General features: G+C 52.1%; 25 protein-coding genes. 20 read left to right on the top strand and 5 right to left on the bottom strand.

From position 1 onward, the window contains the following. Positions 1–7: 7 nt before the first annotated feature. The 3 genes from BLW37_RS13000 to ygfZ form a co-directional block, all read right to left on the bottom strand. A complete protein-coding gene (locus tag BLW37_RS13000) occupies positions 8–961 on the bottom strand; it encodes a M23 family metallopeptidase (RefSeq protein ID WP_091343534.1) in 954 nt (317 codons plus the stop codon). A gap of 127 nt (positions 962–1,088) precedes the next feature. Continuing rightward, positions 1,089–1,574 (bottom strand): FKBP-type peptidyl-prolyl cis-trans isomerase, encoded by a 486-nt coding sequence (locus BLW37_RS12995; protein ID WP_091343532.1) that lies wholly within the window; start codon positions 1,572–1,574, stop codon positions 1,089–1,091. An 11-nt stretch (positions 1,575–1,585) separates the two neighbouring features. Further along, entirely contained in the window at positions 1,586–2,566 is a 981-nt protein-coding gene (gene ygfZ / locus BLW37_RS12990) for a tRNA-modifying protein YgfZ (RefSeq protein WP_091343531.1), read from the bottom strand. Positions 2,567–2,746: 180 nt separating this feature from the next. On the opposite strand from ygfZ, the gene BLW37_RS12985 reads away from it, so the two are divergent. Then, positions 2,747–2,998: an FAD assembly factor SdhE gene (locus tag BLW37_RS12985; RefSeq protein WP_091343529.1), complete on the top strand. Its 252-nt coding sequence runs from the start codon at positions 2,747–2,749 to the stop codon at positions 2,996–2,998. Then, the gene (locus BLW37_RS12980) at positions 2,985–3,428 is read left to right on the top strand and encodes a protein YgfX (RefSeq protein ID WP_342744214.1); all 444 of its coding nucleotides are present in this window, start codon (positions 2,985–2,987) and stop codon (positions 3,426–3,428) included. The genes BLW37_RS12985 and BLW37_RS12980 overlap by 14 nt, the downstream gene beginning before the upstream one ends. An 18-nt stretch (positions 3,429–3,446) precedes the next feature. Here the strand turns inward: BLW37_RS12980 and nadB are convergent, their stop codons facing one another. Next, positions 3,447–5,048: an L-aspartate oxidase gene (gene nadB, locus BLW37_RS12975; RefSeq protein WP_091343526.1), complete on the bottom strand. Its 1,602-nt coding sequence runs from the start codon at positions 5,046–5,048 to the stop codon at positions 3,447–3,449. Between the two features lie 176 nt (positions 5,049–5,224). Between nadB and rpoE the strand changes: the two genes are divergently transcribed. From rpoE to acpS, 11 genes are all read left to right on the top strand, one after another. Further along, the gene (gene rpoE / locus BLW37_RS12970) at positions 5,225–5,800 is read left to right on the top strand and encodes an RNA polymerase sigma factor RpoE (protein WP_091343525.1); all 576 of its coding nucleotides are present in this window, start codon (positions 5,225–5,227) and stop codon (positions 5,798–5,800) included. Between the two features lie 25 nt (positions 5,801–5,825). Continuing rightward, a complete protein-coding gene (locus BLW37_RS12965; RefSeq protein ID WP_245785732.1) occupies positions 5,826–6,521 on the top strand; it encodes a sigma-E factor negative regulatory protein in 696 nt (231 codons plus the stop codon). Then, on the top strand, positions 6,521–7,465 hold the full coding sequence (locus tag BLW37_RS12960) for a MucB/RseB C-terminal domain-containing protein (RefSeq protein ID WP_091343523.1): 945 nt from the start codon (positions 6,521–6,523) through the stop codon (positions 7,463–7,465). The genes BLW37_RS12965 and BLW37_RS12960 overlap by 1 nt, the downstream gene beginning before the upstream one ends. After that, the gene (locus tag BLW37_RS12955) at positions 7,458–7,937 is read left to right on the top strand and encodes a SoxR reducing system RseC family protein (RefSeq protein ID WP_091343521.1); all 480 of its coding nucleotides are present in this window, start codon (positions 7,458–7,460) and stop codon (positions 7,935–7,937) included. Before BLW37_RS12960 ends, BLW37_RS12955 begins: the two co-directional genes overlap by 8 nt. 113 nt (positions 7,938–8,050) lie before the next feature. Further along, complete coding sequence (lepA, locus tag BLW37_RS12950; RefSeq protein ID WP_091343519.1) at positions 8,051–9,850, top strand: translation elongation factor 4; 1,800 nt, start codon at positions 8,051–8,053, stop codon at positions 9,848–9,850. A gap of 15 nt (positions 9,851–9,865) precedes the next feature. Continuing rightward, the gene (gene lepB, locus BLW37_RS12945) at positions 9,866–10,789 is read left to right on the top strand and encodes a signal peptidase I (RefSeq protein ID WP_091343517.1); all 924 of its coding nucleotides are present in this window, start codon (positions 9,866–9,868) and stop codon (positions 10,787–10,789) included. Then, positions 10,790–11,473 carry a ribonuclease III gene (rnc, locus tag BLW37_RS12940; RefSeq protein WP_091343515.1) on the top strand — a complete coding sequence of 228 codons (684 nt, stop codon included), beginning with the start codon at positions 10,790–10,792 and terminating at the stop codon, positions 11,471–11,473. Next, positions 11,463–12,374: a GTPase Era gene (gene era / locus BLW37_RS12935; protein ID WP_091343513.1), complete on the top strand. Its 912-nt coding sequence runs from the start codon at positions 11,463–11,465 to the stop codon at positions 12,372–12,374. Before rnc ends, era begins: the two co-directional genes overlap by 11 nt. Next, complete coding sequence (recO, locus tag BLW37_RS12930) at positions 12,361–13,101, top strand: DNA repair protein RecO (protein WP_091343511.1); 741 nt, start codon at positions 12,361–12,363, stop codon at positions 13,099–13,101. The genes era and recO overlap by 14 nt, the downstream gene beginning before the upstream one ends. Positions 13,102–13,111: 10 nt before the next feature. Then, a complete protein-coding gene (gene pdxJ, locus BLW37_RS12925; protein WP_091343509.1) occupies positions 13,112–13,840 on the top strand; it encodes a pyridoxine 5'-phosphate synthase in 729 nt (242 codons plus the stop codon). After that, positions 13,840–14,217 (top strand): holo-ACP synthase, encoded by a 378-nt coding sequence (gene acpS / locus BLW37_RS12920; protein WP_091343506.1) that lies wholly within the window; start codon positions 13,840–13,842, stop codon positions 14,215–14,217. Before pdxJ ends, acpS begins: the two co-directional genes overlap by 1 nt. 1 nt (position 14,218) lies before the next feature. Here the strand turns inward: acpS and barA are convergent, their stop codons facing one another. After that, positions 14,219–16,978 carry a two-component sensor histidine kinase BarA gene (gene barA, locus BLW37_RS12915; protein ID WP_091343505.1) on the bottom strand — a complete coding sequence of 920 codons (2,760 nt, stop codon included), beginning with the start codon at positions 16,976–16,978 and terminating at the stop codon, positions 14,219–14,221. An 83-nt stretch (positions 16,979–17,061) separates the two neighbouring features. Here barA and rlmD point away from each other — a divergent pair, with 83 nt between their 5' ends. From rlmD to eno, 7 genes are all read left to right on the top strand, one after another. After that, positions 17,062–18,387 (top strand): 23S rRNA (uracil(1939)-C(5))-methyltransferase RlmD, encoded by a 1,326-nt coding sequence (gene rlmD / locus BLW37_RS12910; protein WP_091343502.1) that lies wholly within the window; start codon positions 17,062–17,064, stop codon positions 18,385–18,387. Between the two features lie 180 nt (positions 18,388–18,567). Further along, positions 18,568–20,754 (top strand): GTP diphosphokinase, encoded by a 2,187-nt coding sequence (gene relA / locus BLW37_RS12905; RefSeq protein WP_091343500.1) that lies wholly within the window; start codon positions 18,568–18,570, stop codon positions 20,752–20,754. Positions 20,755–20,767: 13 nt separating this feature from the next. Beyond that, complete coding sequence (mazG, locus tag BLW37_RS12900) at positions 20,768–21,553, top strand: nucleoside triphosphate pyrophosphohydrolase (protein WP_091343498.1); 786 nt, start codon at positions 20,768–20,770, stop codon at positions 21,551–21,553. A 73-nt stretch (positions 21,554–21,626) separates the two neighbouring features. Further along, positions 21,627–22,148 carry a hypothetical protein gene (locus tag BLW37_RS12895; protein ID WP_091343496.1) on the top strand — a complete coding sequence of 174 codons (522 nt, stop codon included), beginning with the start codon at positions 21,627–21,629 and terminating at the stop codon, positions 22,146–22,148. Next, on the top strand, positions 22,145–22,699 hold the full coding sequence (locus BLW37_RS12890) for a hypothetical protein (protein ID WP_139243718.1): 555 nt from the start codon (positions 22,145–22,147) through the stop codon (positions 22,697–22,699). Before BLW37_RS12895 ends, BLW37_RS12890 begins: the two co-directional genes overlap by 4 nt. A gap of 205 nt (positions 22,700–22,904) precedes the next feature. Then, entirely contained in the window at positions 22,905–24,542 is a 1,638-nt protein-coding gene (locus BLW37_RS12885) for a CTP synthase (RefSeq protein WP_091343493.1), read from the top strand. Between the two features lie 60 nt (positions 24,543–24,602). Beyond that, positions 24,603–25,895 (top strand): phosphopyruvate hydratase, encoded by a 1,293-nt coding sequence (gene eno / locus BLW37_RS12880; RefSeq protein WP_091343491.1) that lies wholly within the window; start codon positions 24,603–24,605, stop codon positions 25,893–25,895. Positions 25,896–25,927: the final 32 nt, after the last annotated feature.

The raw sequence follows: 25,927 nt of genomic DNA, 5'->3' as shown, positions 1-25,927 counted from the left end.
TCGCAGGTTAATCGGAAACTTCCGTGGAAGGAGCTGCCTTGTGCGATGACAGTAGCAGCTGATTGCTTACCTTTGTTTCCAGCATGCTGACTAAAGAATCCCATTGAATACTCCTTTCCTGTGCAAATACATGGTCGAAGTTGGTCGCATCCCAATCCATAAAGGCTTGTGGATTAATGGGCCGATCAAGAAAGTGGACTTCGTAATGCAAATGAGGTGCGGTCGAGGCACCGGTATTTCCAACAGTGGCAATCAACTGGCCTTTTTCAACAAAGCTGCCAGCGCTGACTTTGAATTCATGCAAATGGGCATAGAGGGTGGCAAAACCAAAGGCATGGCGAATTTTTAGCATATTGCCATAGCCGCTGTTGCTTGGGCGAACGCTTTCTACCACACCGTCGGCAGGTGCATAGATGGGAGTACCACGGTTGGCCGCTAAGTCGACACCGCGATGATGGCGCTGATTGCCGTGAATTGGGTGAGTACGATTACCAAAGCGGGATGAACGATATCGAAAATCCAATGGCGAACCGCTTGGGATCATGTGCAGCATGGTACTACGAACGGCGGAGTTGATGGTGGCGATATCCAGCCGTTGATCAAGGTTTTGATTGCTGTAGACCTGATCCAGGCCAAGGGCTTGCTCAATTTCGCCAAGGCGACTGGTCGCCATGTAAATTTCGTCACTGCGTTCTGCCAGCTCATCTTCCAGAAAGCTACGATGGCTCTCCAGCCGGGCAATATCAGCCAGCAGTTGCTCGGTATGTTGTTCCAGTGTCAGCTGATGTTGATGATGTTGATCCACCTGATTGAGCAAGTAATTGACAAAAATAACGGTGCCAAAGGTGATCAGGCCCAGCATCATAGCAACGATAGCAAAATAGCGGCGCAGCAGCTTACCAATGGTGTAATGGCGTGAGCCATGGATACTGGATATGGATATAAGCAGTCTGTCTTTCATGCTACCTGCTGGCTGAGTTTATTCGCGGCGAAAAGAACTGAAAATAAGGTGAATTAACGATGCTGTCAAGCTTTGTGCAAATAAGCTTCACCCAGAAGCGGCTCTTCCGGGTGAAGCTAAACTGGCATTAATGGCCTGCAGTGCCATCCAAGCCATGGGCATGGCCATGGGCGATTTCATCTTCGGTAGCGTCACGGACCTGCACCACTTCGACATCGAAGGTTAAATCAATACCGGATAACGGATGGTTACCATCGACGACGACTTCTTCATCACCGACTTCGATAATGATCACGGAGTGCTCGCGTCCATCCGGACCTGCTGCCCGAAAACGCATGCCAACATCCACGTCCATGCCTTCAAACATTGAGCGTGGTACCGATTGAATCAGTTGGTCATGGCGCTCACCATAGGCTTCAGCCGCCTCGATGGTGGCATTAAAAGTATCGCCCGGGGCTTTCCCTGCCAACGCCTTTTCCAGGCCTGGGATCAGGGAGCCGTGACCATAAAGAAAAATCAGCGGGTCGCCGCCAAAGGATGAATCCAGTTCAGTGCCCTGTGGATCGGTCACTTTGTAATGCATGGCGACAACTTTGTTTTGCGAAATAGACATGAAGACCTCAGTTATTGAAGGGTGTATGGCAAGGGGTGCAACTCAAGCAGCGTCTCAGGCTCAGTTGCCAACCTCAGCTGTGTGTTCGCTGTTGTATCATTCGGCAGTACCGCCAACAACCAAAGCTGCTGATTCACATTGACGGCATTGATGACCTGGCCAGCCCGACGCCAGTTTGTATCCAGCTGCATTTCAATATCACTTCCCGCAACAGGAGTGCTGTTGGCCGTGGCCGACAAAATATAAGCAGCGCGTTTGTTTTTACCCAGATATTTCATCCGGGCGACCATTTCCTGGCCGAGATAACAGCCTTTATCAAAGCTGATCGCATCCTGTGCTTGTAAGTTTAGCATTTGTGGCACGTACTGGCCGATGCTTTCTTGCTCCAGATAACAAAAACCATGCTGAATATGTGCCTGCAACCAACGGGTGGGCGCCGCAAATGGGAGCGAGCCATCGTTCAGCCATTGGTGAGCTTGTTGATGACTGCATAGCAGCAGGTAGTGGTCGTCGGTTAAGGCCAATAAGTGCATGGCTTGTTGCTGCTGTCGTTGTCCGCTGCTAAGCGCGGTAAAACCGAGCTGTTGCAGCAACTGCTTGACTTCGGCCTCAGCACCAGTGATGCCAAAGACGGCCCATTGTTGCTGGCCTGGTTCAAAACTGACTTTGGAGAAAACACCAAATTTTTGCCATTGCGCAAAAGAGGCGGCCAATTCATCGCGATAGGCCACTACCAGTAAATCGTTGCTACGTTGCTGCAGCAGGTGAAACACCGACCACATCTTGCCTTTGGCATCGCAATGAGCGCCGCGCAAAAAGTTATCCGGCGTCAAGCGCCGCAAGTCGCAAGTCGTTTGGCTTTGCAGATACTTTTCAGCATCCGGGCCATGCACTCGCAGTACATCAAAGCCAGGCAATGGGACGATGCAGGCAGCGCTTTGTTGATTGGAAAGATGGGCCAGTTGTTCGGCATGGATCCAGCTGGATTGCATAGGTTTACGCTTCGTATAAAGAGCACATTGTGAAGATCATTGGGGATTTCGACCAAAAGCTCAACCCCGGGGGCGTATTTTTCTTAGCAACTTCTGCGACCAGGCCATATCGGCCTGGGCTTTTTTAGGTATAATTCAGACAAACTGGTCAGACTCACCTCACTGAGGAGCATTGTGTTGATGTCGGAATTAATGAGTAAACCACGCTTACGCTGGGCCTGCCGACGCGGCATGCTGGAGCTCGATGTGCTGTTGGCACCTTTTGTCGAGGAGGGCTACGATGCTCTTAGCCTGGATGATAAACAGGTATTTGAGCGCCTGCTGGCCTGCGATGATCCGGATCTGTTTGCCTGGTTTATGGGGCATGCCAAGAGTGATGATGTCGAGTTGCAACGTTTGATAGGCGTGATTCTGGATCGTGTTCGCGTCTAGCATCAGCGTTAGTCGCTCCCGATGGCGACGTGGGCTGCTGTTGGTTCTGTTGGCTGCGGCTCTGGTGCCAAGTCTGTTATTGCCATTGCAAGGGCTTTGGCTGGGACTTTTTTTGTTGCTCTGGTTTGCCTTTGCCTGGATTTGGTGGCAGAGCTGGCAGCAGGCTGAGCCGCCACAAACCTTGCTGCTTGGCGACATGGGGGAGGTTCGCTGGTTACCCGCTGAGCGTCCGTCTGGTGTGCTGCTTGCTAAAAGCCTGGTATTGCCCTGGGCCATTTGGCTTTGCTGGCGCTCGGCTCCGGACAAAGCGGCGCCGGCAGGTCGATTGCAGCAGTACTGGCTTTTGGCCGATCAATGCAGCGATGCAGATTTTCGGGCGCTGGCCAGAGCCATCCGGCAATGCCGCTGGCAACAAGCTCCTGTCAATTAAGCCTGGAATGCGACAGGCCTAAGGTTTATTCGGGTTTAGTACTGTAGGCTTTGCTTTGTCATCGCTTAGCGTATGCGGGTAATCCAGGTTGTAATGCAGGCCCCGGCTTTCCTTACGCTGCAAGGCACTGCGAATGATCAGCTCTGCCACCACCACCAGATTACGCAGCTCCAACAGGTTGTTACTGACTTTAAAGTGGCTGTAATAGTCCTGAATCTCTTGCTTTAATAGCTCGACCCGGTGCAGAGCGCGCTCTAAACGTTTATCGGTTCGAACAATCCCAACATAGTCCCACATAAATAATCGTAGCTCATGCCAATTGTGGGTGATTACAACTTCTTCGTCTGAATCACTGACCCGGCTTTCATCCCATTGTGGCAGGGGTTCTGGCAAAGTCGTGTTCGCTAGCTGCGAAAGAATATGGCGGGCCGCTGCCTGGGCGAAGACCACGCATTCGAGTAGCGAGTTACTGGCCATGCGGTTGGCGCCATGCAAGCCGGTATAGGCTACCTCGCCAATGGCATAGAGATTGGCAATATCGGTCTGGCTGTTTAAGTTCACCATTACACCGCCGCAGGTGTAGTGGGCCGCCGGAACGACAGGGATTGGCTCCTTAGTAATATCCAGTCCCACACTCAAACATTTGGCGTAAATGGTCGGGAAATGCTCCAAAATAAAGTCAGCCGGTTGATGGCTGATATCCAGATAGACACAGTTGGCCCCCAGGCGCTTCATTTCATAGTCGATGGCGCGAGCCACCACATCGCGTGGCGCCAGCTCTGCCCGTGTATCAAAATCCGGCATAAAGCGGCTGCCATCCGGGCGTTTCAGGTAAGCACCTTCGCCACGCATAGCCTCGGTAATCAGAAAGTTGGGCGCATCCGGGTGGTACAGGCTGGTTGGATGGAATTGATTAAACTCCATATTGGCAACCCGACAGCCCGCCCTCCAGGCCATGGCAATGCCATCACCGCTGGCAACATCCGGGTTGCTGGTATAAAGGTACACCTTGCTGGCACCACCTGTCGCTAGGGCAACAAAGCGGGCGCGCACTACTTCCACCTTTCGTACCTGTTGGCTCCAGATGTAAGCACCCAGGCAGCGGCTTTTGTCGGCGTTTGTGATCAAATCGATGGCGTGATAATGCTCCAGCAGCCGAATATTCGGGTGTTGCTTCACTTGTTCGACCAGAGTGATTTGCACGGCTTTACCGGTGGCGTCCGCGGCATGCAAAATCCGGCGGTGACTGTGGCCACCCTCTCTGGTTAGGTGGTATTTGACCTTGCCATCCTGATCCTGGTACTGATCAAAAGGCACCCCTTGTTGAATCAGCCACTGCATGGCTTCTTTGGCATGCTCGGCAGTAAATTGCACGGCTTCTTTGTTGCACAGGCCCGCGCCGGCCACCAAGGTATCGCTGACGTGGCTGGCAATGCTGTCGTTCTCGTCAAACACGGCCGCGATGCCACCCTGAGCATAGAGGGTCGAACCTTCACGCAAGGCGCCTTTGCTCAGCACCAGTACTTTGGTGTGGGCAGCCAGTTGCAGGGCCAGCGACAAGCCGGCGGCACCGCTGCCAATAATAAGTACATCACATGGGTATTCTTTTTGCGCTGTCATAAGATACACTGTTACGTTAGGTTCGCGCTGATAAAGGCGATGACATAAGCTTATTGTAACTTTTTCCTGCAAGGGGCAGAACTATTTATGACACCTTTTGTCCTAATCAGTACGCTAGACGAGCGCCAGTTACAAAAAACTAAAGTAGTAGAATGGGTTACAGGGGATAAGCTCGGATGAGCGAGCAAGAATTGGATTGGCAAATTGTCCAGCGTGTGCAGCAGGGCGACCAGGCTGCGTTTAATTTGCTGGTAAAAAAATATCAGCATCGAATTACGAACTTAATCTCGCGTTACGTCTCTAACCATGGTGATGTGGCTGATGTAGCGCAAGAAGCGTTTTTAAAAGCGTATCGGGCTTTACCCGGCTTTCGTGGTGACAGTGCTTTTTATACTTGGCTGTACCGGATTGCTGTAAACAGCGCTAAAAACTATTTGGTGGCCGCGTCTCGTAAACCGCCGGCCAGCGATGTGGATGCTGAAGATGCCGATTACTTTGAAGGCAGCGATGCATTAAAGGAGCAGGATTCACCGGAAAAGCTGTTGCTATCCGATGAAATTAGGCAAGTCGTGTTCGATACCATTGAAAACTTGCCGGATGAGTTACGTACAGCCATTACACTGCGTGAACTGGATGGCTTGAGTTATGAAGAGATTGCCGATGTGATGGGTTGTCCCATTGGCACAGTGCGAAGCCGGATTTTCCGGGCTCGTGAGGCCATAGACTTACAGCTTAAACCTTTGCTAAGCTAAGCATAAGTGAATGACAGGAATGACTATGTCGTCAAAACAACAGCACTGGCAGTCTGCCGAGCAAATGCAGCAGTCCCACTCGGCTGAGCCGGGCCTTGAATCGTCACTGGATTGGCTCTCGGCAGCCATTGATGAGCAGGGACTCTCTAAGCAACAACTTGGTCGTCTTCTGCAAGATGAGCAGTTGCAACAGCAATACGAACGCTATCATCTGATTGGTGCTGCCATCCGGCAAGAGCTCCCGAAACAAGTGCCGCTTGATTTCTCGGCCGACTTTGCTGCCCGATTGCAGCAAGAAGCCGTGCATCAGTTGCAGCCGCATGGTTCTCTTTTGCAGCGTCTGGGGCACCGGTTTAAAGCGGCTGCCAATAGCGACTGGTTTAAACCCACAGCCCAAACGGCTATTGCAGCCAGTGTGGCTCTAATGGCAGTGGTTGGTGTACAACATTACCAGCAGCCGTTTGAACAAGAACTGATGTCGCCATTGCCAGTGCTGCAAACTCTGCCAGTGGCCGGCTTCGCGACTCCGGTGAGCCTGAGCCAGACCACAGTGGATAACCGTTTGGAACAGCATGCTCATCAGGCTATGCTGGAACAACAGCGCCGCTTGCAGGAATTATTAAATGCACACCATCAGCAAGTCCGGGTGCTGGAACAGGCCGCTTTGCTCAATGAGCAACCACAGCCTGCTGTTGATGTGGAGCCTGACGGAAACAACTAATGCGATGGTCTTTGTTGCTGCTGCTTGCCAGCAGCCTGCTATTTGTACCGGCACTTCACGCCGAATCTAAGGGATGGCAGCTTTTTCAGCAAAGTCAGCATGCTGTTCGGACCAGCAATTTTGATGCCTCCTATGTGGTATTCAAAGGTGAGCAAATCACCAGCTTTCGTTGGCTGCATGGGGTGCATGAACAGCAGCAACTGGAGCAATTGGTGCCGATGGATGTCGACGGCATCGATATTTTGCGTAAGGGCAAGGTGGTGTACTATCTGACACCGGAAAAACCGGCTCTTATTACCCTCAGTTCTTACATCAAAGAATTACCGTCCCTACTTTATCAGCCGATTGAGGATCTGCGCGAGTTGTACGATCCAGTATCAGGCAGTGTCAGTCAGATGGGGGGACGTTCGGCACAATTGTTGCGACTGACCGCTTTTCATCCGGGCCGCTTAAGTTATTGGCTCTGGTTGGATGTGGAGTCAGGCTTTCCACTTAGAATTGATACTGTAGCTGAAGGCCATCAGATGCTGGAGCGCTGGCAGGTGACGCATCTGAATATAAGCCCGCATTTGCCTGAAACCTTGCTGGCTTTGTTGGAGCTGCCTTTGCCCACCCCGGAGCAACGTCAGCTGCAACCAGCTGCCGCAGCCCCAATGGCTTCAAATATCCAATTGGCTTGGCTACCATCTGGTTTTAAGATGGTAGAAGATCCCTTGGTAGTGCCTGGCTTGGGCGTACCCTTATTGCATTATTGGCTGCTGAGTGATGGCTTGCATCAGGTTTCGGTGTTCGTGCAGCACCCGAATCAACAGCCACCACAGGCCTACCGTGATGGTGCCACGACCATTTATGTGCACTCTACCGAGCAATTCGATGTGACAGTAATAGGGCCAGTCACGCTGGACATTGCTCGCCAAATTGCCAATGCAGTCCGTTATGATTGAACAAATAGCGACAGTGCGTAAGCTCGATTTGGGCGGTGTCTGGTTGGAAACCACACCCGTTACGACCTGTCAGTCTTGTTCTGCCAGCGAGGATTGCGGAACCGGCATTGTGGCTAAAACCTTTACCCCAAAGCGCAGCCAGTTTTTTTTGGTGACCGACAGTGCCTTGCTGCCTGGTCAGAAGGTAAGGATTGGCACCACCGAGCAGCGTTTGCTGCTGGCAGCTTTTAGTCTTTATTTATTGCCTCTGGTGTTTATGCTGCTGGGGGTCGCTGTCCTAAGCTGGTGGTTACCAGTCATAGCCGAGTGGTGGCTGATAGGACTAGCTTTGTTGTTGCTGTGGGCTGGCTTTCGCCTGGCGGCCAGGCTGGCCAAAGGATGGGAGCGTGACGCCGTGCTCTTGCTGGAAGTCTTACCGGAGCTGGCCGTCACCAACCAGCCGCCAGCTGAGGTTGCCGCTAAGATCACATAGCCAGCCGCGGCAGGATCGAGTACAATTCGCCGATAATCCAATCATGCCATCTGCTGCGTTAGAGCAATGAAGCCAGCAGAGCAGGGCACAGCGTTTGAACAATTTGAGACATTATGCCAAAACTCAGTCATATCCGTAACTTCTCCATCATCGCTCACATTGATCACGGCAAGTCCACCTTGTCGGATCGCCTGATCCAGCATTGCGGCGGTTTGTCAGACCGTGAAATGCAGCAGCAAGTGCTGGATTCGATGGATCTGGAACGCGAACGCGGCATTACCATTAAAGCGCAAAGCGTCACTCTGCATTACAAAGCCCGCGATGGTGAAACCTATCAGCTGAACTTTATTGATACCCCAGGCCATGTTGACTTCAGTTACGAAGTCAGTCGCTCACTGGCAGCTTGTGAAGGCGCTCTGCTGGTAGTGGATGCCGGCCAGGGGGTTGAGGCTCAGACAGTGGCGAACTGTTATACCGCCATCGAGATGGATCTGGAAGTTTTGACTGTACTTAACAAAATTGACTTGCCTCAGGCTGATCCGGAGCGGGTCAGTGCCGAAGTGGAAGATATCATCGGTATTGAAGCGGTCGATGCGGTGCAATGCTCGGCAAAAACCGGTCTTGGCATTGAAGATGTGCTGGAAGCCATCGTGCTAAAAATTCCCCCACCAGAAGGGGAGCCAGATGCACCGACTCAAGCACTGATCATTGATTCCTGGTTTGATCCTTATCAGGGTGTGGTGTCGCTGGTACGGGTTAAGCATGGTCAGATCCAGAAAAAAGACAAAATTAAAGTGATGTCGACCGGTCAGGTTTACGAAGTCGATAAGATTGGTTTATTCAGCCCTAAAGCGACCGACACCGGCGTGCTAAAAACGGGTGAAGTGGGTTTTGTGATTGCCGGCATTAAAGAAATCAAAGGGGCGCCGGTTGGTGATACCCTGACCTTAGCCAAAAACTCTGCAACAGCTCCTTTACCGGGCTTCAAGCGCGTGAAGCCTCAGGTATATGCCGGTGTGTTCCCGATTTCATCGGATGATTACGAAGATTTTCGCGATGCATTGGCCAAGCTTAGCCTCAATGATTCTTCACTGTTTTACGAGCCAGAAAGCTCCAGTGCTTTGGGTTTTGGTTTTCGTATTGGTTTCCTGGGTATGCTGCATATGGAAATCATCCAGGAACGTCTGGAGCGGGAATACGATCTCGATCTGATTACTACGGCACCTACGGTTATTTATGAAGTAAAAACCAAATCCGGTGATATCGTGATGGTCGATAACCCTAGTATTTTGCCAGCCGTCAATGATATCGCTGAAATTCGTGAGCCGATTGTCGAAGCGCATATTCTGGTACCGCAGGAATATCTGGGTAACGTGATTACACTCTGTGTCGAGAAACGTGGCACCCAAGTCAACATGACCTACCACGGCCGCCAAGTGGCCGTTGTGTACGAGTTGCCAATGGCGGAAGTCGTGATGGACTTCTTCGACCGCTTAAAGTCGACCAGCCGCGGCTATGCTTCATTGGATTATAGCTTCAAACACTTCCAGGAATCGGACATGGTGCGGGTCGATGTACTTATCAATGGTGAGCGTGTTGATGCGCTGGCGATGATTTGCCATCGTGATTTTGCCCAGAATCGTGGCCGCTCACTGGCTGATAAATTAAAAGAGCTGATTCCCCGCCAGATGTTTGATATTGCCATTCAGGCGGCGATCGGCAACCACATCATTGCCCGCACTACGGTTAAGCAACTGCGGAAGAACGTTATTGCAAAGTGTTATGGTGGTGACGTCAGCCGTAAGAAAAAACTTCTGCAAAAACAAAAAGAAGGCAAGAAGCGGATGAAGCAGGTAGGCAATGTGGAAGTACCACAAGAAGCCTTCCTGGCCGTACTGCGCATGGATAAATAATACAGGACCCCCCTTATGGCTGGATACTTTGCAATATTTCTGGTGCTGCTTACTGTGGCCAGTGGCTTGATTTGGCTGCTGGATGCCCGTCTGTTTGCGCCTAAACGGCGTGAGCAGGTGGAGCAGGCGGTCGCTGCGGCCGGCGGCAAGCTACCACCTGAAACCATCGAGCGTATCGCCAAAGAACCCTGGTTGGCAGAAACGGCACGGTCCATTTTCCCGATTATTGCCATTATAACGGTGCTGCGGTCTTTTTTGTTTGAGCCCTTTCAAATTCCATCGGGATCGATGATGCCTACCTTGTTGGTGGGCGATTTTATTTTGGTGCAGAAGTTTGCCTACGATGTGAAAGATCCGGTATTTCGTAAAACGCTGTATCGAAACAACCAGCCCCAGCATGGGGATATTGCAGTGTTTAAATATCCGGAAAATCCGCGGCTGGATTATATCAAACGTATCATCGGCTTGCCTGGCGATCGGGTGATTTACCGTGATAAGCAGTTTTTCATTCAGCGGGCCTGCACCGAAGCGCATCAAGGCAATTGCCCGGGCCTGGAGCAAATCCGCTATAGTTTTACTGCGGAAGGCGAGTTTACCCAACAAGGCTACCCCCAGCGGCGATATACGGAGCAGTTCGGCGATAAGCAGTACGATATTTTACTGACCGCTGCATTTTCGGAGCAAAAAGGCCAGTATTTCCGCCAGGCGGGCACAGCCATCGATGAGTGGCTGGTGCCTGCAGGTCATTATTTTGCTGTAGGTGATAACCGTGATAACAGCCGTGATAGTCGTTTTTTTGGCTTTATTGAAGAAGATTTAATGGTGGGTAAAGCGGTCTTTATCTGGATGAGCTTCGAGTTTAGCGACAATCCGGATCGTGTGCTACCACGCTTTATTCCAATTGGCGTTCGCTTTGAGCGCATAGGACGTATTCGTTAGATGAACAGGCAACAAAACCCGTTAAGCCGTTTGATGCCGTTACTTGGGCACTCCTTTACCGAGCCAGAGCTATTGCAACAGGCGCTGACTCACCGCAGTTGCAAGGGCCGCCACAATGAGCGGCTTGAATTTTTAGGGGACGCCATTTTAAGCATGGTTATCGCCGAAGCCTTGTATCAGCATTTTCCAAATGCAAAAGAAGGCGAGCTGACCCGGATGCGTGCCTCTTTGGTCAAAGGTGTCACCTTAGCAGAAATTGCCAGCGAACTGTCGATTGCCGATTACCTGCGCCTTGGGCCAGGTGAAATGAAAAGTGGCGGTCATCGCCGTGAATCCATTTTGGCTGATGCCTTTGAAGCCATTCTTGGCGCTATCTATCTGGATGCAGGCCTGGACGTTTGCAAAGAGCGGATCCTGTTTTGGTTTGCCAGCCGTTTGCAGCAGATTACACCGCAGCAGCAAAAAGACTCGAAAACCCGTCTGCAGGAATACTTGCAAGGCCGCCGATTGGCCTTGCCGGTGTATCAGGTGGAAGAGACGGTAGGTGAGGCGCACAATCAGCACTTTACCGTCAGCTGCACCATCGAAGGCCGTACCGCAGTGCAGGCTACCGGCAGCTCGCGTCGCAAGGCCGAACAGGATGCCGCCCATAAAATGCTGGAGCTGATTCAACATGAACACTGAAACCGAGCAGCCAGCAACCCGCGCTGGCCTGGTCGCCATTGTAGGCCGGCCCAATGTCGGTAAGTCCACGCTGCTGAACGAGTTGATTGGTCAAAAAGTCAGCATTACGTCGCGTAAACCACAAACCACCCGGCACCGTATTCTGGGCATCGATACCCGTGATGAGGTGCAAACCGTCTATGTCGATACCCCGGGCCTGCACATTGAAGAAAAGCGTGCCATCAACCGGCTCATGAATCGAGCAGCGGCCAGCTCCATTCTGGATGTAGAGCTGGTGCTCTTTGTGGTAGAAGGTACCCGTTGGACAGACGACGATCAAATGGTGTTGAACCGGTTGATTGCTGCCAAAAAAGACGTGATTCTGGTAGTAAACAAGACCGATCAGGTGGCGGATAAAGAAAAACTGATGCAGCAGTTGCAGTGGTTAGGTCAGCAGCTGAACTTCCTGGAAATTGTGCCGGTTTCTGCCAAAAATGGTAAGAATGTGGCTGAACTGCGCGCTTTGGTACAAAAGCAGCTACCGGCCTGTGAGTTCTTTTTTCCGGAAGATTATGTCACCGATCGATCCATGCGCTTTATGGCGGCAGAAATTGTGCGCGAGAAACTGATGCGCTTTTTGGGCGATGAATTGCCTTACTCGGTTACAGTGGAAATTGAGCGCTTTAAATGGGAAGAGAAACTATACCACATAGCCGCTCTGGTATTGGTGGAGCGGGATAGCCAAAAGCGCATGGTGATAGGCAATAAAGGTGAACGGGTGAAAACCATCGCCACTGAAGCACGCAAAGATTTGGAGCGTTTGTTGGAGCAAAAAGTTTTTTTGCAAATCTGGGTGAAGGTCAAATCGGGCTGGGCCGATGATGAGCGCGCCTTGCGCAGCCTGGGGTATGGCGAGAACTAGCCTGACAACGCCCTGGCATGCGGCGTATATTCTACACAGCCGGCCTTTGGCTGAGCATAAGGTTATTCTGCAGCTGCTGTTGCCGGAGTTAGGTCGTTTATCGGCAGTGGTTCGCAAACGCAGTGGCAAACAGCGCCAACCGTTACAACCTTTTCAACTGTTAACACTGCAGTTGACCGGCAGCCATGAGTTAAAAACCATTTTGAAACTGGAAGAGCAGGCACCTGGGATCCCATTGCAGGGTGTGGCGCTGCTCTGTGCCTTTTACCTGAATGAGTTGTTGTGCCGGGTATGGCCGGATAACCTGGCCAGTGATCAGCTGTTTTCGCTCTATCAGACAGCGCTGCAGCATTTGCAGCAGCAACCAGCCCAGTTGGAGCAGCTGGAGCCGGTATTGCGACAGTTCGAATTCGCACTGCTGGCTGAGCTTGGCCAGCCGGTAGACTGGCAGCTGGATGCCAGCGGCCAGCCGTTGCAGCCGCAGCTTTGTTATAGCTGGCAGCACGAGCAGGGCTGGTGTCCGGCCGAGCAGGGTTTTTCAGGCCTGCTTTTGCAGCAGATTGACCAGGGGTTTTGGTCAGAGCCGGGGTGCCGCCAAGCCGCTAAAAAAATCAGCCGTATGCTATTGCAACCCTTGCTTGGTGATAAGCCATTGCAAAGCAGGGGACTTTTTTCCCAGCGGATCCCCGAAACAGCGCGGATGCCGTGGCAGGATGAACATTCTTAAGGAGACTGCAATGTCTGCAATTTATCTGGGCGTTAATATCGATCATGTCGCAACGTTACGCCAGGCGCGTGGCACCAATTATCCGGAGCCAGTGCATGCAGCCTTGGTGGCGGAGCAAGCCGGTGCTGATGGCATAACCGTGCATTTACGCGAGGACCGCCGTCACATTGTCGATCGGGATGTTTATTTGCTGAATCAGACCATCAGTACCCGCTTGAATTTTGAAATGGCAGTGACGGAAGAAATGCTGACCATAGCGCTGGATGTCAAACCGCATTTCTGTTGTCTGGTGCCGGAAAAGCGTGAAGAGCTGACCACGGAGGGCGGGCTGGATGTAGCCGGCCAACTGGCTAAAGTTCGTGCGGCCTGCCATCGTCTTGGCGAGGCCAATATACTGGTATCTTTGTTTATTGACCCTGATGTGAGCCAGATCGACGCGGTGCTGGCAGCTGGAGCACCTTACATTGAGCTGCATACCGGCCGTTATGCTGAAAGCTGTGGTGAACAGCAACAGCAGGAACTGGTGCGTATTCAGCAGGCTGCCCGTTATGCACACAGTAAAGGTTTGGTGGTGAACGCCGGTCACGGCTTGCATTACCACAATGTGCAGCCGATCGCGGCGATACCTGAAATGTATGAACTGAACATTGGCCATGCCATTGTTGCCCGAGCAGTGTTTAGCGGCCTGCATGCTGCCGTTGCGGATATGAAGCAACTGATGATTGAGGCGCGTCGCTGATGGCGATAGCCGGGCTTGGTACCGACATCGTGCAAATCAGCCGGATTGAACGCAGTCTGGCACGCAGCCCTGCGTTAGCGGAGCGTGTGCTTACTGCGACCGAACTGGTCGAGTTTGTCGGTCATGCTCAGCCAGCCCGCTTTTTAGCCAAACGTTTTGCGGCCAAAGAGGCGGCTGCCAAAGCTTTAGGGACTGGTATTGGGCGAGGTGTGTCCTGGCAGCAATTTCAAATCAACCACGATGAAGCCGGAGCTCCCATACTGGTTTGCAGCGGCTACAGCCAGGAATTATTGCAACAGCGGCAAATTCACCATTGCTGGCTCAGCATCAGTGATGAGCAGGACTATGCTTGTGCTACCGTGATTCTGGAGTGCTGAATCACACCTGTCGTTCTGGTGTTGCTACCAGTTGCTGCCACTCGGTGCCTGCTAAGTCTTGCAACAGGCCTTGCACCACATCGGCCAGCTCCAGCATTTCCGGCTCCAGCAGCTCCAGGCTCTGACCACGTTTTAGCTGCGTTTCCAGCTGCTCCGTCAGCTGCTTCAATTGTGGCACACCACTGTAGCAGGTGGCGCCATGCAGCTTGTGTACATGGTGCAACAGTTGCTCTGCATCACGTTCTTGCCAGGCATTTTCAATATGCTGATAGGATTCAGGCAAGGAGTTGCACAGCATTTGCAGCATTTCCAGAGCCAGCTCAGCTTTGCCACCAGCACGTTGCAGCGACAACGACCAGTCGATGTAGTTACTGTGGGGTATGGCTGGCTCTTGTCGGAGCTGGGCACTCGGTTTGCTTAGTGTCAGATGCTCTTGCAAAGTCAGTTGTAGCATGTGTTCATCCAGCGGCTTGCTCAAGAAATCAGCAAAACCCAACTGCAACAATCGCTCACGCTCACCGGCAACCGCATGAGCAGTCACCGCAATCACCGGCGTTTGTTCGTTCAGTGAGCTTTGTTGGATCTTGTGACAAGCCTCAACACCATCCATCACTGGCATATTAATGTCCATAAAGATCATGTCGTACAGATGCTGGGTGGCTTTGTGCCAAGCTTCAGCACCATGTACTGCTGTGTCCACGTGCAGCACCAGCTCCGACAACAGGGTATGGATCAATTTGAGATTGGCTTCGTTATCATCTACTACCAGCACCCGCAAATTGGCTTTGGCAGGTTTTAATGCCACAGCATCGATGCTCACTTGTTGCACATAGGGCTGGGCCAGGACCAGCGCTAATTTACGGTGATGCACCGGCTTAGAGAGGCAAGCATCTGCACCGGATAACTGAATGGCTTCACGCAGGTGCGGTGAGAGTGTATTGACCAGCAAAAAGCAATGATCGCATTGCGGTCTGACACGCTGCACCAGCTCCTGGATTTGGTTCAGCTGATGCAATGATAAGGTACGGCCAAGTAAGGCAAAGTCGTAATGCTGTTGATGTGCAAGGGCTTGTTGCAATTGGGCCTGGGTGGCACAGAGGGTGACATTGAGCCCCCAGCTAAGCAGCAGGTTGCTGCAGGCTTCACGTGAATATTGTTGCGGCTCGAAATACAGTAACCGTTTGCTATCCAGCAATTCGAGCGGTAAAGGTTCTGCCACCGTGGTCGGATGCCGTTTGCACTCAAGCGTAAACCAAAAGGTGGCCCCTTTACCGGCTTGGCTGTCAACGCCGATATGGCCCGACATGGCATGCACCAGCTTTTGCGAAATCATCAGGCCTAGGCCTGCACCGGTGTGTTTGCCGATATTGGTTTTCTGTTGACCAGAGCCACGAAATACTTGTTGCTGTTGTTCTTCGGTAAGGCCAATGCCGGTATCTTGCACCGAAATATGCAAGCTCAGCTGATGCTCGGATAAAATGCTGGCTCGTACCCGGATCAGTACGCTGCCCCGGTCGGTAAATTTAATGGCATTACCGGCAATGTTCATTAGTACCTGGGTGAGACGGGTGGCATCTACCACGATGTCATCCGGGCAGCTGGGGTCGACAATCAGTGCCAGCTCCAGTTGCTTTTCAAATGCCTGAGCTGCTAACAGCTCGGTGGCATCATCCAGCAGTTCACGCAAAGACACTGGCTGCTGGTTTAACGGCATTCGCCCTTCTTCTAATCGGGCAAAATCCAAGACGTCATTGACCAGTACCAGCAAGCTATTGGCGGATTTTTGAATGGTTTGCAAGTAGTCGAATTGACTGGCGCTGAGCTGAGTTTTCAGTAATTGTCGGGTAAAACCAAGCACCCCATTCAGAGGTGTGCGTAATTCATGGCTCATCTTGGCTAAAAACTCGGTTTTCTGCCGGTTTTCCTCCATGGCTTTACGTTTACCAAGCTCCAGTTCAATGCTTTGGACTTCCAGCTGCTCCATGCTTTGTTGTAAGTCGGCGGTGGCCTGTTCGACCTGATGCTGCATGTCATCCTGCAGCTCCTGGCAGCAAGTGATCAGTTGCTCAATGCCCAGGGTTAACTGCTGCAGTTCGCTGGATTGCTCTGAACTCGATTTCATCGGTAAGGATAACGATTGGGCTTGCTGAATGAGTTGCAGCATCTGCTGGATGGGCCGGTTAATAGTGCGGCTGGCCAGCCAGCCCAGCACAGTGCTGAGCAGGAGTGCCGCCAGCACGGCCAGCACGGACGTCAGGATAGACGATTGTCTTGCCAGAATCAGGCTATCGCGCTGCAGTCGCACCGCCAGATAACCTAGTTGTTGAGGTGCTACTTCTGGTTCTGCCTGTCGCCAAATAGGTGTTCGAATAATTAACCAGTTGGCGGCGCTTTCTAACTCGGTAAATTGCAACGGAGCTTTGTTGCCTTGGAGCGTAAGCTGATGAATGCCGGGGTAGTGATTGCTGGTAGCTATCAGTTGGTGCTGGGGATCAAACACCGTAATACTCTTAACCAACGGCGAATTCTTTCGATGGCTCACATCCAGCAATTGACCAAGCATATACTGGTTGTCTTGCGCCAGCGCTTCAGCACTGGCCAGTGCCAGCGGTTCGGCGATATTGCTGGCCTGTTGTTCTAAAAAGTGCCGTACATCCTGAGTGCGGGCCTGGGTAAAATACCAGCCAAGCAGTGCACTGATCAGAAAAGTCGGTGCAACAATTAGTAACAGAACGCGATGATGCAGCGCAAGAGTCGTCATGGCGAAAGCGGCTTGCTACAATAGCCCATTGATTCAGCTATCATGACACAATCGTCAGAAAATGCCTACAAGGGTCTTTAGCTATGGCCATCATTTATCAAGCAAAAAAAGCTGTCGTTACGAAGCCTGCCCAGCGTCTTACCATCAGTGCTTTAGATCATCTGGGCCAGGGGCTGGCGCGGCTGGATGGTCGCATGGTGTTTGTGCCGGGCGCTTTGCCGGGCGAAACCGTGCAAGTTAAACTCAGTAGCCAGAAAAAAAACTTCAGCAAAGCCGAGCTGCAAAAAGTACTGACACCCTCGCCAGAAAGACAGCCTGCGGTCTGTCCGCATTTTCAGCAGTGTGGCGGGTGCCAGTTGCAACATGCCACACCTGCTGCACAGCTGCGTTGGAAACAACAAGCGGTGGAGCAACTGCTGTGCCATCAGCTCGGGCTTGAGCAACTGCCGTGGCAGCAGGCCATCACGGGTCCTGACTTTGGTTATCGTCGTAAGGCCCGGTTGGGGGTTTGGTATCAGCAGAGCAAAAAGCAGTTTCAGCTGGGGTTTCGCCAGCAAGGCGATTTTCGCATTCAGCCACTGATGCAGTGTGCTGTGCTAAGCCCGGTGCTGCAGCCGGTCTTCCAGAAGCTGCTGCCGGTGCTGAAACGCTTGCAACAGGGCCGGAGCATTACGCATTTGGATCTGATAGATGCTGATGGGGTAGCTACTATCGTGGTGCGCCATACCGCACCATTGCCAGCTAGCGATATTGAGCTGCTTTGTGCTAGTTGGCAAGAAGCCCGTTGGTTTGGGGAGGCTGAGGCCGGCTGCTTTACTGCCTGGCAAGAGGGTGATCCTGACCTGAGTTACACTTTAACATCGCAGCAGCTGCAGCTGAGTTTTCGACCCGACGACTTTATTCAGGTCAATGCCGTGGTGAATCAGCAAATGGTCGCAACGGCACTTGACTGGTTGGCGATTCAACCGCAGGATCGGGTGCTGGATTTGTACTGTGGTATTGGTAATTTTAGCCTGCCATTGGCACAGCAAGCCGCGGAAGTCATTGGGGTGGAAGGTCTGGCGGCTATGGTTGCCCGCGCTGAAACCAATGCGGCCAACAATGGTCTTAGCAATGTGCAGTTTGCGCAGGCAGATTTGCATTTACCCTGGCCGGATAGCGGTTGGAGCCGTCAGCGTTACGATAAAATTTTACTCGATCCTGCTCGGGCTGGTGCCAGTGGTGCTATTGAGCAGTTAGCGCGTTTGGCAGCCGGCAAAGTGCTGTATGTCTCCTGCAATCCGGAGACCCTGGCCCGTGATGCTGTTCAACTGCTGCAGCAGGGCTATCGGCTGACGCGGCTAAAAGCAGTGGAGATGTTCCCTCAAACCCGGCATTTGGAAGTGATGGCGCTGTTTGAGCAGGTTTAATCAGAGAGATTTAGCTTGGGTGCAGGCTGCATCGGCTGGGTAGCGCACACAGACACGCCGTAAACCCATCCATGGGGGCTGCGTTTTTCCATCCCTGGAAAAAAGCGTCTGCTTAGCGTACCCAACCGCTACAGCTCATCGGCCTTAGTGGCTTAGATTTGACAATACAAGGGGAAAACCATGGTCACCGTTCGCCATGTGCACCGGACCGATAGCACTGAACTGCTGAGCCGTTTAACGGCGCTTAAGCTATCGGATAAGAAAATCGATGCACTGCTGGCAGCTGAGTCCTGGTTGCTGCAGAACGAGCTGGGTGCCGACCAGCCCAAGCTGCGTGATGGCTGGGAAATGGTCGAAATTCTGTCCGAGTTACGGATGGATAAAGACGCCTTGCTGGCGGCCTTGCTGTTCCCGCTGTTTGATGCCGGCCTGCTGTCTGCCGAAAGCATTGAAGATAATTTCCCTGCCGCTGTCCTGCCGATGTTGCTGGCGGTCAAACAGATGGAAGCCATTCGCAGCATCCCGATTGGGGTCAACCAAACACTGCAACCGCAGCAAGCCGATAACTTGCGCCGCATGCTGTTGGCAATGGTCGAAGATGTCCGCGCTGTGGTGATCAAGCTGGCCAGTCAGATCTGTGAGCTGCGCAACGTTAAAAATGCCGACGAAGAAACCCGGGTACTGGCTGCCAAGGAAACCAACGCCATTTTTGCCCCGCTGGCGAACCGTTTAGGTATTGGTCAAATCAAGTGGGAGTTGGAAGATCTGGCCTTTCGTTATCTGCACCCACAACTGTACAAACAGATTGCCAGCTTGCTGGAAGAAAAACGGCTTGATCGCGAGCAGTTTATGCAGGACTTTGTCGCGCAGATTGAACGAAAAGTCGAAGAAGCCGGCCTGGCTGCCGAAGTCTATGGCCGGCCCAAGCATATCTACAGCATCTGGAAAAAGATGCAGAAAAAGCATCTGGCTTTTGATCAGCTGTACGACATCCGCGCGGTGCGCATTGTCACCGAAAAAGTACAAGACTGTTATGCCGCCCTGGGTTTGGTGCATACCTCTTGGCGGCATCTGCCCACCGAGTTTGATGATTACATCGCGACACCAAAACAAAACGGCTACCAGTCGATTCATACCGTGGTGATAGGCCCGCAGGGCCGAGCGGTGGAGATCCAAATTCGCACCCGTCAGATGCACGAAGATGCCGAACTTGGCGTGGCGGCGCATTGGAAGTACAAAGAAGGCTCTCAGCATGGCCGCGAAGGCTATGATGAGAAAATTGGCTGGCTGCGCAAGCTGTTGCAGTGGCAGGAAGAGGTGGTCGACAGCGCCGATCTGGCCGAAGAGCTTCGCAACCAGGTCACCGAAGATCGGGTCTATGTGTTTACCCCTAAAGGCGATATTGTCGATTTACCGCTGGGCTCAACCTCGCTTGATTTTGCCTATTATGTGCATTCCAGCGTCGGCCATCGTTGCATCGGGGCCAAGGTATCTGGTCGCATTGTGCCTTTTACCTACCAGTTAAAAACCGGCGATCAGGTGGAAATTCTGACCGGGCGCGAGCAAAATCCAAGTCGCGACTGGTTAAACCCGCACCTGGGTTATCTGAAATCCAGCCGGGCCCGCTCCAAAGTACAGTACTGGTTCCGCCAGCAGGACAAAGACAAAAACCTGGCTGCCGGCCGCGACTTGCTGGACAGTGAGCTGGCTAAGCTTAATCTGCCGATGGAGCATCCGGCCAAGGTGTTGCAGCGCTTTAATGTCAACAGCATGGACGAACTGCTGGTGGGCATTGGCGGCGGGGACATCAAGCTAACGCAGGTGGTGCATTACCTGCAAAGCCAGCAGCCGAAAACCAATGAACCACAAATTGATCCACGGTTAAAGCAAAAGCCCAGTGCACCCAGAGTCCAGAGTGATGTAGTGGTGCAGGGGGTAGGTAACCTGCTCACCCATATGGCTGGTTGTTGTCAGCCGCTGCCGGGCGATGCCATCATTGGCTACATTACCCAGGGCCGGGGTATTGCGGTGCACCGGGATGATTGCGACCAATTCAAACTGATGGAAGCGCAGCATCCGGAGCGGGTGGTGGATGCCACCTGGGGCGATCAGTATGCCTCTGGCTATGCGGTCGATATTCGTATACTGGCGCATGATCGCAATGGTTTGCTGCGTGATATCACCAGTATTTTGGCCAATGAGAAAGCGAATGTCACCCAGATGAACAGCCATTCCAACATCAAAGAACAAAGCGTGGTGATTACGATGACGCTGGAGCTATACAACCAGGATTCATTGAACAAGCTGCTGAGTAAAATCAGTCAGGTGAACGATGTGCTGGAAGCCCGGCGCTGCCACCAGAATTAACGGAAGCGAAGCAATGTCGTACCAGATGGATGATTTACTGGCCATTATGGCCAGGTTACGGGACCCGGAGCATGGCTGCCCCTGGGACATCAAGCAAACCTTCAGCAGCATTGTGCCCTATACGCTGGAAGAAGCCTACGAAGTGGCTGATGCCATCGAACGGCAAAGCTTTGATGAGCTGAAAGACGAACTGGGCGATTTATTGTTTCAGACGGTGTTTTACGCCCGCATGGCGGAAGAAGAAGGCCGCTTTCAGTTCAATGATTGCGTGCAGGCTATCTGCGACAAGCTGGTGCGCCGTCACCCGCATGTGTTTGCCGATACCACAGCCACCAATCCGATCGAGAATGCGGACCAGGTGCTGCAAAACTGGGAAGCCCTGAAAAGCGATGAGCGCAAAGCCAGCGGTCAGCACAGCGTGCTGGATAACATTCCGGCCGCCATGCCGGCTTTAAGCCGGGCTTACAAACTGCAAAAACGCTGCGCCAACGTTGGGTTTGACTGGAGCGATGTGGCTGGTGCCTGGGATAAAGTCAAAGAAGAAGTGGCCGAAGTCGAGGAGCTGCCGGCGGACAGCCCGGCGCTGGCGGAAGAGCTCGGTGACCTGTTGTTTGCCCTGGTCAATGTAATACGCAAGCACAAGCTGGAGCCAGAAGGCGTGCTGCGCCAGGCCAACAGCAAGTTTGAGCGCCGTTTCCGGGCGGTGGAAGCGGAACTTAGCAAGCAGGGCAAAACCCCGCAGCAAAGTGATTTGGCTGAAATGGATGCGCTTTGGGAGCTGATTAAGGGCAGAAACTAAATATGGGTTTTGTTGATGTTATGATTTTTTATTGATACTATTTGGTTAATTGTAAATTTCATGGATGTTTTTTATGGTTACGCTAAATGTTTTGGTAGGTGGTGCCTCAATAACACCAAGATTAAGCAACAAAGAGCGAAAAAAGACCGAAGTTGCTAAAGCCAGTCTCCAAGACTCCTCTCTAACTGTAAACCGAGTCACTGCTGCCAGAATGCGAAATGCAACAGTAGCTGAAATGAACCGGCTTTCAAAAATGAGCATCGCTGATTTTAGACAGTTACTGCTCTGGCAAGGGTTGAGCACAGAAAGGTTTAATGACAGACAGCTGCAGCAGCAATTAAATATGCAGGTACTATTGCTAAGAAACTTAGCAGTGGAACTGCTTAATGCCGATGTAGTTCAAGCTCAAACACCTATTATCATCTCTGGCTCATATGCTGGTGGGGTTGGAATGGTAACAAAAATCTTGGGGCCCACGGCCGTTGCGAGTCAGTACCCTATGGTAACTGCGGTTTGGTGGGAGTGTAACTCTGTTTGCCGGATAGAAACGATCCACTATTTTGATAAAAATATTGTCCGGGAGCTTAAGCCGTGAAAGTGTTAAGAACCCTGCTTTATCTCACTTCTTTTTATTCCTTGGGGCTGGTTGCTGAGCCGCCCACTTTTATGGGGTGTCAATGGATTATTCCTGAACGATTTGAAAAGATTTCGGGCTCAGATATTGTTTACCGTAATCAGGTTAATGAGGTATGCATCGAAAGTTGGAGCCCTGCATCCATTCTGTTTACGACATACGATGGTGAAAATATTGCTTACTACTCAGAGCTGAATCGCTCAGGGGAGGCACAGGTGCTATTCCTTCGGCATAAAGCACAAGACAGTAATTACACCTTTTACTCCACCTATTTCAGAGAGAACCACTTTGGAAAGGCCAGTTTTTTGGATGAGCTGCTGATTGTCTCTGAGGCGGAAGGTCAGGTTATTGCGCTTTCTGGTTTGCAGAAACCTGAAGTAGAGCATTTAACCAGTGGTTGCTCCATACAACAGCAAGCACCGATGGCGCACTATGATATTTTTGAGCTCTTTAAAAAAGGCGAGCTGGACCTGATTCACAGTAATCAAGACATTCAAATTCTTGTCCATTAATTACCCGTATTATCGTCAGTTGAACAGGCCTGGCGATTTTCCCTGCAACAGCATTGAGCCGCAGGCTTTGCTTTGCTATACTTTCCTCCCGTCCTGATACCAAATTTCCATCGTAAGCAACACCCATGCTGTGGGTGATTTTGTCGTTGCTGATGTTTGGGGCCATTGGTTATCTTTGCTTTCATTAACGTCGTCTAGGGGTCTCATGACTACACGGTATATTTTTGTGACGGGCGGGGTGGTTTCCTCCCTTGGTAAAGGCATTGCGGCAGCGTCGCTGGCCGCCATTCTGGAAGCACGCGGTTTAAGCGTCACCATCCTGAAACTGGACCCTTACATCAACCTGGATCCAGGCACCATGAGCCCCATCCAGCACGGTGAAGTGTACGTCACAGAAGACGGCGCCGAGACCGATCTGGACCTTGGCCATTACGAGCGCTTTATCCGTACCAAGATGTCCAAGCGCAACAACTTTACCCAGGGCGCTGTCTACGCCGATGTACTTCGCCGTGAGCGTCGTGGTGATTACCTGGGGGCCACCATTCAGGTGATCCCGCATATCACCAATGAAATTAAATCCCGTATTGTGGCGGGTGCTGAAGGCCATGATATTGCCATTGTCGAAATTGGCGGTACTGTAGGTGATATTGAATCCTTGCCATTTTTAGAAGCCATTCGTCAGTTGGCGACCGAAGTAGGGCGTGAACGCACCTTGTTTATGCACCTGACGCTGGTGCCTTACTTGGGGACGGCTGGTGAAATTAAAACCAAGCCGACCCAGCATTCAGTGAAAGAGTTGCGCTCTATCGGTATTCAGCCCGATATCCTGGTCTGCCGCTCTGATCGTTCCATTCCGTCCAATGAACGCGCCAAGATTGCGCTGTTCACCAATGTGGAAGAAAAAGCAGTTATCAGTTTAAAAGACGTTTCCAGCATTTATCAGATCCCGGCGTTGTTAAAATCGCAGGGGCTGGACGATCTGGTGGTACGCCGTTTTCATATCGACTGCAAAGAAGCCGATCTGGCCGAGTGGGAACAGGTGTTGTATCAGGAGTCGAACCCGACCGGTGAAGTCACCATTGGTATGGTGGGTAAATACGTCGAATTGCCAGATGCCTATAAGTCGGTCAATGAAGCTCTGGGCCATGCCGGTCTGAAGAATCGTTTAACTGTGACCATTAAGTACATCGATTCACAGGATGTCGAAAGCAAAGGCACCGGCATTTTGGCCGGGCTGGATGGCATTTTGGTGCCAGGTGGCTTTGGCGAGCGCGGTGTGGAAGGTAAAATCAAGGCGGCGCAGTACGCCCGTGAGAACAATGTGCCTTACCTTGGCATTTGCCTTGGTATGCAGGTCGCGCTGATCGAGTTTGCCCGCCATGTTGCGGGCATGACTGATGCGCACTCCAGCGAGTTCAATAAAGCCAGTACCCATCCTGTGGTGGGCTTGATTACTGAGTGGCTGGATGCCGATGGTGCTTTGGAAACCCGCAGCGAAGACTCGGATTTAGGGGGCACCATGCGGCTTGGCAGCCAGGCCTGTAATCTGGTCAAGGGGACCAAAGCCCGTGCCATCTATGGCAAGGATGTGATCCAGGAGCGGCACCGTCATCGCTACGAAGTGAACAACCATTTTTTACCTCAACTGAAAGAAGCAGGCCTGGTGGTATCCGGGCTATCTGCCGATAACCAACTGGTGGAAATAATAGAAATCCCTACCCACCCATGGTTTGTGGCCAGCCAGTTCCATCCGGAATTTTGCTCCACACCCAGGGATGGACATCCACTGTTCGAGGGCTTCGTGGCGGCCAGCCACCAGCACCAGAAGCAACAACGCGTATAACCGAAACCAGGCCGTGCCCAAGTCGCACGGCTTTGTTGTTTTTTCTACAGGGAAACTACTATGTCAACTATTGCCAATATCATTGCCCGCGAAATTATTGACTCGCGTGGCAACCCGACCGTGGAAGCGGATGTGATTTTAACCAGCGGCATTATCGGCCGTGGCTGTGCCCCGTCTGGTGCCTCGACCGGCTCGCGCGAAGCGCTGGAGCTACGCGATGGCGATAAAAGCCGTTACCTGGGCAAAGGCGTGCAGCAAGCTGTGGCCAATATCGATGGCCCTATCAAAGCCGCGCTGCTTGGAAAAGATGCCCAGCAACAGGCTGAGATTGACCGCATTATGATCGAGCTCGATGGGACCGAAAGTAAAAGCAAGCTGGGTGCCAATGCCATCCTGGCGGTTTCTTTGGCGGTGGCGCGTGCTGCTGCTGCAGATAAAAAAATTCCACTCTATCAGCACATTGCCGATTTAAATGGCACGCCAGGCCAGTTCTCCATGCCGGTACCCATGATGAACATCATCAATGGCGGTGAGCATGCCGACAACAACGTCGATATCCAGGAATTTATGATCCAGCCGGTCGGCGCTAAGAGCTTCAGCGAAGGCCTGCGGATGGGCGCTGAGATTTTCCATCAGCTGAAAAAAGAGCTGCAACAGCGCGGCCTGAATACTGCCGTGGGGGATGAAGGTGGTTTTGCGCCAGATTTGAAATCGAACGAAGAAGCCTTAGCGGTGATCGTCGAAGCGGTCAAAGCAGCTGGCTACGAAATGAACAAAGACATCACCCTGGCGCTGGATTGTGCTGCCTCTGAGTTCTACAAAGACAACATGTATGTGCTGTCAGGCGAAGGCAAGAGCTTTGACTCTTTCGGCTTTAACGACTTCCTGGCCGATTTAACGCAAAAATACCCGATTGTCTCGATTGAAGATGGTCTGGATGAAAGCGACTGGGATGGCTGGAAAGACCTAACCCAGAAAATTGGCAATCAGGTGCAATTGGTCGGTGATGATTTGTTTGTCACCAACACCAAGATCCTGACCCGTGGGATTGAAGAAGGCATCGGCAACTCCATTTTGATCAAGTTCAACCAGATTGGCTCGTTAACTGAGACGCTGGCTGCCATCAAAATGGCCAAAGACGCCGGCTTTACCGCGGTGATTTCACACCGCAGTGGTGAAACCGAAGATGCCTTTATCGCCGACTTGGCGGTAGGTACCGCGGCCGGTCAAATCAAAACCGGCTCGCTGTGCCGCTCGGATCGCGTTGCTAAGTACAACCAGCTGCTACGCATCGAGCAGGAGCTGGGCGATAAAGCCATCTACAAAGGCCGTAGCGAAATCAAAGGCCAGTAAGATAGACTGAGCAATAAAAAAACCTGCCAGCG

This window comes from Alkalimonas amylolytica, from assembly GCF_900107845.1.
GTDB lineage: Bacteria > Pseudomonadota > Gammaproteobacteria > Enterobacterales > Alteromonadaceae > Alkalimonas > Alkalimonas amylolytica.
The sequence above is the reverse complement of the archived record's forward strand: the minus strand, read 5'-3'. Positions and strand labels throughout refer to the sequence as shown.